Raw genomic sequence first — 13,198 nt, 5'->3', positions numbered from 1 at the left:
GTTCGGTCTGACGCGTGATGTGGCCGCCCTGTGGACGGCCGCACGGGCCTCCCTGGAGAAAAGTCGTCGCGGATGCGAACCGTCGTGACGCCCGGCACGTCAAAACAGACGCGACACAATCCACCGAGTACGTGCTGGGAGTCGCACAGCCCCGGTGCGGAGGACGGCCGCGCCGGGGCCCACCCTCGGCCCTTCCCCGGCGCGCAGCCGTGACGTGGGCCGTTGTCGGCCGCATGGCCTAGCCTTCTCCTGTGCGTATCGCGACATGGAATGTGAACAGTGCCCGGGCCAGGGCGGGGCGGATCGGCGCCTGGCTCGACCGCAGCGACGTCGACGTGCTCGCCGTCCAGGAGACCAAGGCCCGGGACGACCAGTTCCCCGCCGACGTCTTCACCGACCGCGGCTACGAGGTGGCCCACTTCGGCTTCTCCCAGTGGAACGGGGTCGCGATCGCCTCCCGGGTCGGGCTGGAGGACGTCCGCACCGGCTTCCCCGGCCAGCCGGGTTACGGGGAGCCCGAGGAGATCGAGGCGCGGGCCATCGGCGCCGTCTGCGGCGGCGTGCGGGTCTGGAGCCTGTACGTGCCCAACGGCCGCGAGATCGACCACCCGCACTACGCCTACAAGCTGCGCTGGCTGGCGGCGCTGCGCGAGGCGGGCGCCGCGGAGCTGGCCGCCGACCCGGACGCGCAGATCGCTCTCATGGGCGACTTCAACGTCGCCCCCCAGGACGACGACGTGTGGGACATGGCCGAGTTCGAGGGCAAGACGCACGTCACCGAGCTGGAGCGCGCCGCGTTCGGCGAGCTCGTCGGCGCGGGGTTCGACGAGGTCGTGCGCAAGTACGCCCCCGGTCCCGGCGTGTACACGTTCTGGGACTACCAGAACCTGTGCTTCCCCAAGAAGAAGGGGATGCGCATCGACTTCGTGCTCGCCTCCCCGGCGTTGAGCGGCCGGGTGAGCGGCGCCCTCGTCGACCGCGAGGAGCGCAAGGGCAAGGGACCGTCCGACCACGCCCCGGTGATCGTCGACCTCGACGGACAGAAGAAGGAGGCGGGAGCGTGAGCGCACCGCGGATCGCCGTCTTCGGCAGTGTGAACATGGACCTGGTGGCCTACGTCGACCAGGTGCCGTCCTCCGGCGAGACGGTCGCGGGCACGGACTTCCGCCAGGTGCCCGGCGGCAAGGGCGCCAACCAGGCCGTCGCCGCCGCGCGGGCCGGGGCGGGCGTGGCCTTCCTCGGCGCGGTCGGCGACGACTCCTTCGGCGGGCAGCTGCGCGCCACCCTCGTCGACAGCGGCGTCGACGTGTCCGGCCTGCGCACGGCGCCGGGGGTGTCGGGCGTGGCGCACATCGTCGTGGACGGCTCGGGCGGCAACCGGATCATCGTGGTCCCGGGCGCCAACGGCGAGGTGCGGGGCACGGTCGACGGCGACGCGGAGATCATCGACGGCAGCGCCGCGCTGCTGCTCCAGCTCGAACTGCCGATGGAGGCGGTCCTGGCCGCCGCGCGGACCGGAAGCGCGCTGGGGGTGCCGGTGTACCTGACCCCGGCCCCCGCCCGCGAGCTGCCCGACGAGCTGCTGGAGTGCGTGGACGTGCTCGTCCCCAACCAGCACGAGGCCGCCGCGATCACCGGGCGCGTCGAGCCCCGGGAGGCCCTGGACGCGCTGCTGGAGCGGGTGCCGCAGGTGCTGCTGACCCTGGGCGAGGACGGGTGCCTGTTCGGGCGGCGCGGCGTGGAGCCGGTGCACGTCCCGGCGCGCACGGTGACGGCCGTGGACACGACGGCGGCCGGGGACACTTACTGCGGGTCCTTCGCCGTGGCCCGGGCCGAGGGTCGCTCGCCGGAGGAGGCGATGCGCTTCGCCGCCGCTGCCGCCGCGCTGTCCGTGCAGCGGCCGGGCGCGAGTTCGTCGATGCCCGCGCGCGACGAGGTCGAGGCCCTGCTGGCCGGGTGAGCCGGTCACGGGCGGCCCGGGACCGGTCCGTCGTGGCGTCGCCGCACGGTCGTGCCCAGGGGGCCCGTGTGCACACTGACCCAGGTGCCGTCGCCGAGGGGGTGGACGGCGTCGGCGTGCCGGGAACCGCGCGGGAGGAGCCCGAGGACCCGGCCCGTACGGACGTCCACCGCGTGGTGCTCGCGGAACTCCCCGTCCGTGTGGCAGGGGTACCCCGTGTCGCAGTCGCAGCCCAGCAGTGCGTCCTTGAGCCTTCCGGCCGGTTCTCCGTCGAGGTCGACGACGGCCGTGGAGGCGTCGAGGAATCCGGTGTCGTAGCCCAGGAGCGGACCGACGAGGGCGTCCTCGTCGTAGCCGAGGTCGGCGGGCGTGACGGTCGAGAGGAGCGCTCCGTCCGGGAACGAGCGGAAGCGGACGGCACACGCGGGGCCGGGCCCGACGACGGCCATGGTCCGGCCGTCGGGGGAGATGTCCGCGACGCTGCTCCCGCCGCCGTGGTCGAAGTCGTACTCCGTGACGGTCAGGGCGTTCCCGTCGAGACGGGCGAGGTGGACTCCCGATCCGCCGTCGTGGGCCGACTCGATCAGCGCGAGCGCCGGATCCGGAGGGGTGCTGATCTCCGGCTGCTCGCCGTAGGGACCCACCTCGGCTCGGGCGAGGACCTCACCCGTCGCGGAACGGAGGGCGTACAGGGCGCCGTGGCGGCCGTCCGCCGTGTCGCGGACGGGCACGTGGAGCCACAGCACCGATCCGTCGGAGGAGAACGCGGGCCACGCCGTCCCCGGCGGTTCCCGGCGCCCGAGGTCGAACCGCCAGGACACGGTCCCGTCGGTGTCCACGCCGACGACGCTCCGCGCGGTCGTGTACACCGCCCGGCGCAGGTCAGGCGCCACGGCCTCGCTCCGGGACAGCCCCGAGCACGGGAACCGGGCGTCGGGCCGGCGGTCGGAGGGGTCCGTCATCAGCCACGTGGCGGCCCGGTAGGCGAGGATCGTCGAGCCCTCGGTGGCGGTGATGGTCTGCCTGCGCAAGGTGTGTCCTGTAGGGCGAGTGGGGTGTTTCAGGGGTGGGATGGTCCCCGCACCGGTTCGGTTTCCCCGCGGACGCGCCCTCCACGGGCGCCCGACGCGCGCCGCACACGCGGAAGGCCGGAGCCTCACGGCCCCGGCCTCCCCGGTACGCGTCGGGCGCGTGCCTACATGTACTCGGGAGCCTCCACGCCGAGCAGGTCCAGACCCTGGACCAGGACGCGCAGCGCGACCGCGACGAGCGCCAGCCGCGACTCGCGCTGCTCCTCGGTCTCGGCGGACAGCACCGGGCAGTGCTCGTAGAACGCGGTGAGCGCCTGACCGAGATCGAACAGGTACGCGCACAGGCGGTGCGGCTGGAGCAGGTCGCCGACCTGCGCGACGACCCCGCCGAACGCCAGCAGCTTGAGCGCCAGGTCGCGCTCGGCGCCCTCCGCGACCGTGATCTGACCGCGTGCCCGCTCCGGGTCCAGCCCGCCCTTGCGGAAGATGGACCGGATGCGGGCCTGCGCGTACTGGAGGTAGGGGCCCGTGTTGCCGGTCAGCGCCAGCATGCGGTCGAAGTCGAACGTGTACTCGGTGTCGTGCGAGACCGACAGGTCCGCGTACTTCACCGCGCCGATGCCGACCTTGCCCGCGATCGCGGCCTGCTCCTCGGCGCTGAGGTCGGGGCGGTTCTCGGCGACGACGGCCGTGGCCCGCTCCACCGCCTCGTCCAGCAGCGACATCAGCCGGATCGGCGCGCCGCTGCGGGTGCGCAGGATCTTGCCGTCGCCGCCGAGCACGTTGCCGATCTGCACGTGGGTGGTCTCCACGCGGTCCGGCAGCCACCCGGCCTCGCGCGCGGTCGCCCACACCATCTTGAAGTGCAGCGACTGCGGGGCGCCGACCACGTACAGGATGCGGTCCGCCTTGAGGTCGTCCACGCGGTGGCGGACGGTGGCCAGGTCGGTGGTGGCGTAGCCGTAGCCGCCGTCGCTCTTGCGGACGATGAGCGGGACCGGCTTGTCCTCGCGGCCGGTGAACTCGTCGAGGAAGACGCACAGCGCGCCCTCGCTGATCTCGGCGATGCCCTTGGTCTCCAGCTCGTCGCACACGTCGGCGAGCATGGCGTTGTAGGTGCTCTCCCCGGCCAGGTGGTCGTCGGTGAGCGTCACGCCGAGCTTGGTGTAGACCTTGTTGAAGTAGACGCGGGACAGGCCGACGAGCTTGCGCCACAGCCGCAGCGTCTCCTCGTCGCCGCCCTGGAGGGCGACCACGCGGCGGCGCGCCCGGGCGGCGAACTCGTCCGGTCCGGGACCCGAGCCGTCGAACTCGACCCGGGCCGCCTGGTAGAAGGCATTGGGGTCGGTGGTGAGCAGGTCGGCCTCGGCGGAGTCCTCGCCGACCGCCAGCAGGTGCTCGATGAGCATGCCGAAGGGCGTGCCCCAGTCGCCGATGTGGTTCTGGCGGATGACGTTGTGGCCCAGGAACTCCAGCGTGCGGGCCAGGGAGTCGCCGACCACGGTGGTGCGCAGGTGCCCGACGTGCATCTCCTTGGCCACGTTGGGCGCGGAGTAGTCGATCGGGATGTTGAGCGCGTCCTGCCGGGGGACGCCCAGGCGGGGGTCGTCGAGCAGGTCGCGCGTCCGCGCGGCGATCCAGTCCTCGCGGAGGGTGAGGTTGATGAAGCCCGGCCCGCTGACCTCGACGTCGCGGCAGACGTCGGCCACGTCCAGGTGCTCCATGATCGCCGCGGAGACCTCGCGCGGCTTTCGGCCCAGTCGCTTGGCGAGGGCGAGGGCGGCGTTCGCCTGGTAGTCGGCGAACTGGGACGGGCGGATGACGGGGTCGGTGTCGGCGAACTCGGGTCCGAAGGCGGCGCCGAGAGCGGACTGGACCCGTCGCGAGAGTACTTCCTGCGGGTCGGCCATGGCACAAGCGTACCGACCGTCCCAGGCCTTCCCGGCCGGTGTCGGCGGCGTGGGAGAGGGCACGGCGAGGCGGTCCGGGGTCCAGGGAACCCCCGATTTCCCTTCGGTCACGCTCGGACGCCGAGGGAAAAGCGAGCACGTCGCCCGTGATCATGTCGGTGAGGGTGCTCACGCTGTCCAACGCCACCGAAGACTCGTCCAGTCAGGGGAGTCCCAGATGACCATGGTGGCGATTTCGGATAACTCAGGAAGATCCTTCGATCTGGTGGAGTACCCGGTGCCGCTCCATGTAGCTGTGGCCTGTGGTCACGTCATGCGTGGGGACGAACTGTGCGCCGGCGTATTGAAGGAAGACTGCCCCTTCGATTCCGGGGGCGTCGTGGAACCGGTGGCTGTCCAAGGCGATGTCCTGCACACCCGATGCCGGCCTTCGCTCCCGTGAAAGGGACTGCTTGGGAGCTTGGCGGAAGGGGAGTGCGCATCTTTAGCCTTCTAGGGGTGAAATCGTCATGCTTGTGCCGGAATTAGGGTGGTAACTCCAGGTGGCATGGAAGTCGTCCCACGATCCCGCCTGGGTGCCATCCAGTGCTCGGGTCTGGAGGATCCGGTTCATGACGTAGTCGGGAGTATCCAGCTCGTCGAGCACACACTGGATGTCCGCGAAGTCCAGACCAATCTGGTCTTCTTCGCCTCGGCCATCAAGACGCAGAGAATGCCCGTCGTCACCCAGGACAGCTCCTGGCGCCTCGTCCAGACCGCAGTCAGCCACAGCGGATTCCAGCGGCTTATCCACCAGGCCACACCCGGCCACGCAGAGCATCAGCGCAGTTGCGGAGAGGGTCACACGATTGTTCATAGGGGATTTTCCATACTCAGGGGGATGTGCATCGGTGCTGTTCTGATTGTCCCATACTGGGATGCCGAGGCCGCTGCTTCTCCGCAAATGATTGAGGCAAACCGGGGTATTTTTCGTACTTCCGGCGCGCGGTGGCGGCGGCTCTCCTGCCGGGTGTCGTGGGCCGGGTGCGCTCGGTCGTACTCGTGTCGTCCTTCGGCGATGCCGTTGATGGCGCGGACCAGTTCGCGGAACTGGCGCGGGCCGTTGACAAGCCCGGCGGTCACGCGCACCGACCGCTTGTCCCGGATGCGGTCCAGGGCGTCGCGGATGCCGCAGTAGGGCAGGTCGTATCCGCGCTGTTACCTGTCTCGCGGTCTGGCGGCGTTGGTCTAGGGCGGAATCCTGGCGGGGCCTTTGACTTTCCGGGGTGGGGTGGTTGTCGCCGCCCTGCAGGACGGGGTCTGCGCCGCCGACAAACCTGACCACGGTGGCGCGACCGGGGGAAGGGGCAGATTGCTGTCCGTGGACTACGACGGCTGCTTCCCGGTGCCGTTGCACATCGGGCAGGGCACGGTCACGACAACGCCGTCCCGGGACTCCTGGATCGTCTTCCTGCCGTGGCAGTTGAAGCAGTTGACTTCCTTGCGGTGGCCCATCAGCCTGCTGTCCTTCCAGCGATGCGGTTCTCGGGTGAGTCCATCCACACGTGCTGTCCTTCGGCGTCGACGGTGACGCCGAAGCGCTCCACTCCGGGGCTCCCCGACTCGACCCACGCCAGGTAGGCATCCTCCAGTTCGGTCCACAGGTCGCGCGGACCGAACTGGGTCACCTCCGCCGTCCCGTCGGTTCCGGATCCGGACGCCGACGCGTAGGACGCGCTGGCCGGATCCCTCAGGGTCCCGCTGTCCGGCCCCAGACCCCAGTTGGTCAGCATCACTCCGGGTAGGAGCACGGACAGGGCCACCACGAACCCGGGACCGGCCTGGAAGATGCGCTCCGGCTCGACGCGAGCCGACGAACCGCGCGGCTCCCCGCTCGGGGGCGGATACCCCGTGCGCTGAGCGCGCAGCACCATGAACGTCGTGTCGCCGTGGAACCGACCGATTGCCTGACCATCGGAGACGGTGAGGACCAACCGGTGCCCCCGGACGCTGTTGGGCAGCCACGGAAGCGCGATCACACCGCCCAGCCGGGTCTGTTCCACCCACGCGTAGGGAACCCGTCGGATACCGCAGGTGACGTGCACCCGGTCGTAGGGCGCGCCGTCCGGATGCCCGAGCGCGCCGTCGCCGACCACGAGGGTCGGCGCGAACCCCGCCCGGCTCAGGTTGTCCGCCGCCTGCTCGGCGACCCGGTCGTCGACCTCGACCGTCGTCACCGCCGCGGAGCCGAGACGGGCCGACAGCAGTGCCGCGGTCCAACCGGTGCCGGTGCCGATCTCCAACACCCGGTCGCCGGGGCGGGGGCCGAGCAGGTCGAGGAAACCGGCCACCACGCTCGGTGCGGTGGACGAACTGGAGGGGACACCGGTCGTGGCGGTCTCCTCGGTCAGATCGGTCGTGCCGTCGTCGACCTGGGTGAGGATCGTCGAGTCGCTGTACACCGCGGCCCGCCAGCCCTCGGGGTCGGCGGCGCGGTCGATCCACCGAGGGGCGCCCGTCAGGGGCGAGACGTTCGCGCGGTCGGGGATGAAGTGCTCACGCGGCACCGCGCGGAAGACGTCCGCCCACTCCGGACCGGCGACGGCGGACAGTTCCTCGGGGCCTGGGCCGTCATGGGTCATGGGGGGACGGTAACTCGACCAGCACGCTGCGTCATTGAAGTGTCCGAACCCGGCCAGCCGGCCCCTCTACCGGATGTCGTGGCCGGGGTGCGCCCGGTCGTACTCCTGCCGGGCCTCCGCGATGCCGTCGTGGTGGGCGAGGGACCACTCGGCGAGCGCCTTGACCAGGTGGGTCAGGCTGGCGCCGGTCCCGGTCAGCCGGTAGTCGACCTTGGCCGGGACGGTCGGGTACACGGTGCGCAGCACGAGGCCGTCGCGCTCCAGCCTGCGCACGGTGAGGGTGAGCATGCGCTGGGAGATGCCGTCGATGGCGCGCTGCAGTTCGCGGAACCGGCGCGGGCCGCCGGCGAGCTCGACGATCACGAGCACCGACCACGTGTCCCCGATGCGGTCCAACACGTCGCGGATGCCGCAGTCCGGGTGGTCCTCGCGCCCGCAGGGTTCGAGCCCGGCGGGCGCGGCGGTTACCTCGGTGTGCGTGGGTGACATGAGACTGCCTTCTTGTCGGGGGTGGACGAGCGGTCCAGGATCAACCGTAGTGACCGAAGAGAACCACCACGGAGGACGGCGACCGACATGATCTTGGTGACCGGAGCCAACGGAAACCTGGGAGCGGCCGCGCTCGCGGCGCTGCGTGCCCGCGGCGCCGCCGCGACGGGCGGCAGCCGCACCCCGGGCGAGGGGACGCGCCGTCTGGACTTCGACGACCGCGCGAGCCTCGACCTCACCGGGGTGGCGACGCTGGTGCTGGTCTCCGCCGGGTACGCGGAGGACGACCAGGTGGTCGCGCGGCACGCGGCTGTCCTCGACGCGGCGGTCCGGGACGGCGTCCGGCACGTCGTGTACACGAGCCTGACCAGTGCCGGGGACCATCTCGGATTCGCGCTCGCGCACCGCGCGACCGAACGGCTGCTGCACACGAGCGGCCTGCCGTACACGGTCCTGCGCAACGGTCTGTACGCGGAGCTGTTCGGGGCGCTGCTCACGTGGGCCGACGACGGCGTGGAGTCCGCCTTCGGTGACGGCGCCCTGGCCGCGGTCACCCGTGCGGACCTGGCGGAGGCCGCGGCGGTCGTCGCCGCCGATCCCGAGCCGCACGCCGGTCGCGTCTACGACCTCGTCGGCGCCCCGATCACCGCCGCCGACGTGGCCGGGGAGCTGGGCGTCGTCCACCGCACGATCGGTCTGGGCGAGTACCGGCGCAGACTCCTCGACGAGGCAGCCGGACTGCTCCCGTTCCAGCCGCCGATGATGGCGTCGATCGCGACCGCCGTCCGGCACGGCTTCCTGGGCGACGGCGGCCCCGACCTCGCCGCCCTCCTCAGCCGCCCGGCCACCCACCCCCTGGCCACGGCCGCCGCGGTCGCGACCGCCGTGCGGCCCAGAGTGGTCGCGTAGCCGCATGCGTGGGGCGCGTCCTCCCGAGGGAACCCCCGGGAGGACCCGCCCCACCCGCGCTCGGGCCGACGCGTGGCCGGTCAGTTCCGTCCGCGGGCCCGCCGCACCTCGCGGTCGACGGACCAGGCGTCGCCGACCGGGCCGAGGTGGGCGAGCTTGTCGGGGTTGATCACCGATCGGATGGTCTGGATTCGCCCGTCGAGGACGTCGAGGGCGATGATGTAGAGCACCCTGCCGTCCCGGTCGCGGAAGAGCGCGCCGGGCTGGCCGTTGACCTCGCGGGGTTCCCACGACACGTCGACCCGGCTCAGCCAGGGGAAGAACGCGCCGAGCAGGCGGGCCGCCTTGTCCGCGCCCACGATGGCCCGGGCCAGCTGCGGGGCCTTGCCGCCGCCGTCCCCGACCAGCTGCACGTCGGAGGCCAGCAGCTCCCTCAACCCGCCCACGTCGCCGTCCTCCAGCGCGTCGAAGAACCGCGTCGCCAGCTCCCGCCGCTCCTCGCGGTCGGCCGTGAACCGCGGCCGACCGGCCTCCATGTGCCGCCGCGCCCGCACCACCAGCTGTCGGCAGGCCGCCTCGGACCGCCCCACCGTCGCGGCGATCTCGTCGAAGCCGAAGCCGAACACCTCCCGGAGCACGAACACCGCGCGCTCCAACGGGCTCAGCCGCTCCAGCAGCAACAGAGCGGCCATCGACACCGAGTCCGCCAGCTCCGCCGTCCGCGCCGGATCCTGGTAGGGGTCGCTCAACAGCGGTTCGGGGAACCACGGCCCGACGTACTCCTCCCGACGCACCCGCGCCGAACGCAGCACGTCGATCGCGATCCGCGTCACCGCGGTCGACAGGAAGGCCTTGGTGGACTCGGGCAGGGTCGTCGAGCGGTCGAAGCGCAGCCAGGTCTCCTGCACCGCGTCCTCGGCCTCGCCCACACTGCCCAGGATCCGATAGGCGATCGAGAACAGCAGCGGCCGCAGCTCCTCGAACTCCTCGACCTTGTCCACAACGCGTCCCTTCCGAGCCGGGGACCCGGGGTCCGCGTCCGGACCCCGGGCCAGCGGCCGATGTCGTCTAGTGGAACTGTCCGGCCACGTAGTCGCCCGCGGGCTGCTGGGTGATGATGTTCATGCGGTTCGCCGCGTTCATGAACGAGACCAGCATCACCAGGGCCATGAGCTGGTCCTCGTCGTAGTGCTTGGCCGCGTTGGCCCACACCTCGTCGCTGACCCCGGTTCCCGCGTCCGCGACCCGGGTGCCCTGCTCCGCGAACTCCAGCGCGGCGCGCTCGTCGTCGGTGAAGACCGTGGCCTCCCGCCACGCCGCCACCAGGTTCAGCCGGAGCGCGGTCTCACCGGCCGCGACGGCCTCCTTGGTGTGCATGTCGACGCAGACGGCGCAGCCGTTGATCTGGCTGACGCGCAGGGCCACCAGCTCCTGGGTCGTGGGCGACAGCGGCACCTCCTTGAGGGCCCTGCCCGCCGTCATGAGGTGCTTGATGACCGGTCCGGCGGCCTTGCTGCCGAGAAGGTTCAGTCGGGCGTCCATGGTGTGCTCCTCCGTGTTCGTCGGTGCCTACACCCCCCGAGACGGGGTGGCCCGGGATCCTGTGACACGGAGGAATGTGACCTGGGTCTCCTCGGAGTGGTGGAGGAGTGGACGTCACGGGCCCGCCCGTGGCGTGCCGGACGGACGCGAGTTACCGTCGATTGATGGTGGTGATCGTCGCGGCGTACCGGTCGGCTTCCTCGTCGGTGTACGCGTACATGACGGGGCTGTCGCCGTATGTGGGTTCGATGCGCCAGGCGGCGCCGTTGCCGTGCTCGCCGAGACGCATGGGTGTGATGGTCACCTCAGGGTGCCTGAAGGAGAGATCCTGGTGAGCGGTCATGGTGGACACGCTAGTTGTCGGGGCTGGCCCGTAGACCCGGCCGTGCGGTGGGAGTGCGAGTGCGGCAAGCACAACGTGGAGAGCCGGATGTTCTGTTGGGCGTGCGGGAAGCCGGGTCCGGTTCCTTCGGGCGGGCTTGGACGCCGTGCCGCTCTGCGGCGCGCACGGTGGTGACCAGCGCGCTCCATGCGGCGGCGGGGACCTCCAGGCGGCCGAGGCCGGGGTTCTGCGAGTCGCGGACCACCGAGCTGCCGGGCAGGTCCGCGACCTCGACGCAGTCGTTCCGGTCGCTGTAGCTCGACGTGCGGAAGGTCGGGTTCGTGGAGGGGTTCATGGTCGCGTTCCTTTGCTCGCCTTCCTGCCTCCCGTACCCCGCGTGGATTTCTCTATGGCGCACCGAATCCAACTGACTCGATCCGTCCAGGCGCGTCGTCCTTCTGTTCGGGGAGACGCCCGCTGGGTAGACTCAGCGGCGGGTTAGGTCCCTAGAGCCTGTCTGACAAATGATCACCTGGCCCTTTCGCGGAGCCAGAGTATTAGGGAGGCGAGGACGACTCCCGCGCGGTAGCGGTCCGCGAGCTTGTCGAACCTGGTTGCGATCGCACGGAACTGCTTGAGGCGAGCGAAGCATCGTTCGACCACGTTGCGGTCGCGATAGATCTCCCTGTCAAAGGCGGGTGGCCGGCCACCGAAGCGCCCCCTGCGTCGGCGGTTGGCCACCTGGTCGCGGCGCTCGGGGATCGTGGCGGCGATGCCCCGACGCCTCAGCAGATGACGGATGGCCCTGCTGGAGTATGCCTTGTCACCTAGCACACGGTCCGGTGTCGTGCGCGGGCGGCCCGTGCCGACGCGCGGGGTGCGGACCCCGTCGAGGACGTCGGCGAACGCGGTGGCGTCGTTGACGTTTCCGGGTGTGAGCACGATCGACAGCGGCAGTCCCCGGCCGTCGACGGCAAGATGGACCTTGGTGGTCAGCCCGCCCCGGGACCGACCGAGTGCCTGATGCGCCTGCGAGCGGCCCGGATCTTCCGGTTCGTCCCTGTCTGCGTCCCCCTTTTACGGGCGCCCGCGGCGTGCTGATGAGCCCGGTTGATCGTGGAGTCAACGGCGACGATCCACCCCACCCGGCCCCCCGCGTCATCATGGACCTGGACATACTCCAGCAGCTTCGCCCACGTGCCATCGGCCTCCCAGCGGGCGAACCGCTCGTAGACGGTCTGCCACGGCCCATACCGCTCGGGCAGGTCGCGCCAAGGAGCCCCGGCCCGCAGCCGCCACAGCACTCCGTTGACCACCTGCCGGTGATCACGCCACGGACGGCCCCGTCCGTCCGCCTGGGGCAAAAAGGGCTCTATCCGCCCCCATGCCGCATCCGTCAACTCACCTCGACCTGACACAAGATCAATTATCAGACCGGCTATAGAGTCCTGCCCGTGGTGAATCATCAGGACGAGACCAGGACGGCCTACGACGGAGTCGTCGAGCTGTACGCATCGCTGTTCGCAAACCGGCTGGAGACACAGCCTTTTTCCCGGACCATGATCGGCACCTTCGCCGAACTGGTGCGCGCGACAGGCAACCCGCGGGCAGCGGACGTCGGGTGCGGGCCTGGACATCTGACAGCCATGCTGCACGAACTGGGCCTGGACGCCTTCGGACTCGACCTCGCCCCCGGCATGATCGACCACGCCCGGCAGGCCCATCCGGCGCTGCGCTTCCAGGAGGCGCGGATGGAATCCCTGCCGATCGAGGACGCCGCCCTCGGCGGCGTACTGGCCCACTACTCAATGATCCACACCCCTCCGGGAGAACTACCGGAGCTGCTCGCCGAGCAGGCACGCGTCCTGGCGCCGGATGGCCTGCTCCTGGTCTCCTTCTTCGGGACCGACGAACAAGAACCGGTCCGCTTCGACCACAAGGTGGCGCCTGCCTACAGCTGGCCGGCGGATCGCCTCGCCGAACTGCTGGCCGACGCCGGGCTCGTTCCCTTCGCCCGGTTGCTCCACGATCCAGCCTCCGAAAGGGGCTTCCTCGACGCCCATCTGCTGGCCCGCCGTTCGTAGGCCCTGCCCGGTAATTCCCGCCGGACCGTCGGCGCACCTCCCGATTGCCAACTCGGCCGAACCTCGCTGATTGGACGGCAATTGTCAGACAGCTCTAGGAGGGGTCCTGGCGTGACGTCAGGACCCCTCCTTTTTGCGCGCGCAAGTTAGCGCTGGGCCGCTTCCAGGAACGCGGTCCACTCAGTGGACGGGAACGCGAGGTGTCCGCGCTCTGGCTGGGTCGAGTCCCGCACAGCAGATGCGCCCGGAGTGTCGGCCACCTCCACGCACTCCTGCACGGTTGTGCTGTAACTGGACTTACGGAATCTCAAGGGTTGGGTGAGGTGCACG

Annotated in this window: 15 protein-coding genes; 4 read left to right on the top strand and 11 right to left on the bottom strand. The window is 70.8% G+C overall.

What is annotated here, in order from left to right:
* Nucleotides 1–251: 251 nt before the first annotated feature.
* Both ACIBFB_RS05360 and rbsK read left to right on the top strand, forming a co-directional pair.
* On the top strand, nt 252–1,064 hold the full coding sequence (locus ACIBFB_RS05360; RefSeq protein WP_397226510.1) for an exodeoxyribonuclease III: 813 nt from the start codon (nt 252–254) through the stop codon (nt 1,062–1,064).
* Complete coding sequence (rbsK, locus tag ACIBFB_RS05355; RefSeq protein WP_397226508.1) at nt 1,061–1,960, top strand: ribokinase; 900 nt, start codon at nt 1,061–1,063, stop codon at nt 1,958–1,960. Before ACIBFB_RS05360 ends, rbsK begins: the two co-directional genes overlap by 4 nt.
* A 5-nt stretch (nt 1,961–1,965) precedes the next feature.
* Here rbsK and ACIBFB_RS05350 read toward each other — a convergent pair whose 3' ends face one another.
* From ACIBFB_RS05350 to ACIBFB_RS05330, 5 genes are all read right to left on the bottom strand, one after another.
* On the bottom strand, nt 1,966–2,991 hold the full coding sequence (locus tag ACIBFB_RS05350; protein WP_397226506.1) for a hypothetical protein: 1,026 nt from the start codon (nt 2,989–2,991) through the stop codon (nt 1,966–1,968).
* 164 nt (nt 2,992–3,155) lie between these two features.
* Entirely contained in the window at nt 3,156–4,901 is a 1,746-nt protein-coding gene (argS, locus tag ACIBFB_RS05345; protein WP_397226504.1) for an arginine--tRNA ligase, read from the bottom strand.
* A gap of 484 nt (nt 4,902–5,385) precedes the next feature.
* Nucleotides 5,386–5,757 (bottom strand): hypothetical protein, encoded by a 372-nt coding sequence (locus tag ACIBFB_RS05340; RefSeq protein ID WP_397226502.1) that lies wholly within the window; start codon nt 5,755–5,757, stop codon nt 5,386–5,388.
* Between the two features lie 637 nt (nt 5,758–6,394).
* On the bottom strand, nt 6,395–7,522 hold the full coding sequence (locus ACIBFB_RS05335; RefSeq protein WP_397226500.1) for a methyltransferase domain-containing protein: 1,128 nt from the start codon (nt 7,520–7,522) through the stop codon (nt 6,395–6,397).
* Between the two features lie 66 nt (nt 7,523–7,588).
* On the bottom strand, nt 7,589–8,011 hold the full coding sequence (locus ACIBFB_RS05330) for a winged helix-turn-helix transcriptional regulator (RefSeq protein ID WP_397226498.1): 423 nt from the start codon (nt 8,009–8,011) through the stop codon (nt 7,589–7,591).
* Between the two features lie 87 nt (nt 8,012–8,098).
* On the opposite strand from ACIBFB_RS05330, the gene ACIBFB_RS05325 reads away from it, so the two are divergent.
* Nucleotides 8,099–8,920: an NmrA family NAD(P)-binding protein gene (locus ACIBFB_RS05325; RefSeq protein WP_397226496.1), complete on the top strand. Its 822-nt coding sequence runs from the start codon at nt 8,099–8,101 to the stop codon at nt 8,918–8,920.
* Nucleotides 8,921–9,000: 80 nt separating this feature from the next.
* Here the strand turns inward: ACIBFB_RS05325 and ACIBFB_RS05320 are convergent, their stop codons facing one another.
* The 5 genes from ACIBFB_RS05320 to ACIBFB_RS05300 form a co-directional block, all read right to left on the bottom strand.
* Nucleotides 9,001–9,921, bottom strand: coding sequence for an RNA polymerase sigma-70 factor (locus ACIBFB_RS05320; RefSeq protein ID WP_397226494.1), 921 nt, complete (start codon nt 9,919–9,921; stop codon nt 9,001–9,003).
* Between the two features lie 67 nt (nt 9,922–9,988).
* Nucleotides 9,989–10,462, bottom strand: a complete 474-nt coding sequence (locus tag ACIBFB_RS05315) for a carboxymuconolactone decarboxylase family protein (RefSeq protein ID WP_397226492.1) — start codon at nt 10,460–10,462, stop codon at nt 9,989–9,991.
* Between the two features lie 151 nt (nt 10,463–10,613).
* Nucleotides 10,614–10,805: a hypothetical protein gene (locus tag ACIBFB_RS05310; RefSeq protein ID WP_397226490.1), complete on the bottom strand. Its 192-nt coding sequence runs from the start codon at nt 10,803–10,805 to the stop codon at nt 10,614–10,616.
* A 10-nt stretch (nt 10,806–10,815) separates the two neighbouring features.
* On the bottom strand, nt 10,816–11,139 hold the full coding sequence (locus ACIBFB_RS05305) for a DUF397 domain-containing protein (protein WP_397226488.1): 324 nt from the start codon (nt 11,137–11,139) through the stop codon (nt 10,816–10,818).
* Between the two features lie 173 nt (nt 11,140–11,312).
* Nucleotides 11,313–12,250, bottom strand: a protein-coding gene (locus ACIBFB_RS05300; protein ID WP_397226486.1) for an IS5 family transposase whose coding sequence is annotated in 2 segments (ribosomal slippage) — nt 11,313–11,833 and nt 11,833–12,250 — 939 coding nt in all. Because the reading frame shifts where the segments join, the coding sequence is not laid out codon by codon here.
* Here ACIBFB_RS05300 and ACIBFB_RS05295 point away from each other — a divergent pair.
* Nucleotides 12,239–12,868, top strand: a complete 630-nt coding sequence (locus ACIBFB_RS05295) for a class I SAM-dependent methyltransferase (RefSeq protein ID WP_055702157.1) — start codon at nt 12,239–12,241, stop codon at nt 12,866–12,868. The two genes, ACIBFB_RS05300 and ACIBFB_RS05295, sit on opposite strands and share 12 nt — an antisense overlap.
* Nucleotides 12,869–13,014: 146 nt before the next feature.
* Here the strand turns inward: ACIBFB_RS05295 and ACIBFB_RS05290 are convergent, their stop codons facing one another.
* Nucleotides 13,015–13,197, bottom strand: coding sequence for a DUF397 domain-containing protein (locus ACIBFB_RS05290; RefSeq protein ID WP_397226484.1), 183 nt, complete (start codon nt 13,195–13,197; stop codon nt 13,015–13,017).
* Between the last annotated feature and the right edge of the window lies 1 nt (nt 13,198).

The organism is Nocardiopsis sp. NPDC050513 (genome assembly GCF_044457925.1).
Lineage (GTDB): Bacteria > Actinomycetota > Actinomycetes > Streptosporangiales > Streptosporangiaceae > Nocardiopsis.
Note: the sequence above shows the minus strand (reverse complement) of the source record. Positions and strands in the feature narration are given on the sequence as shown.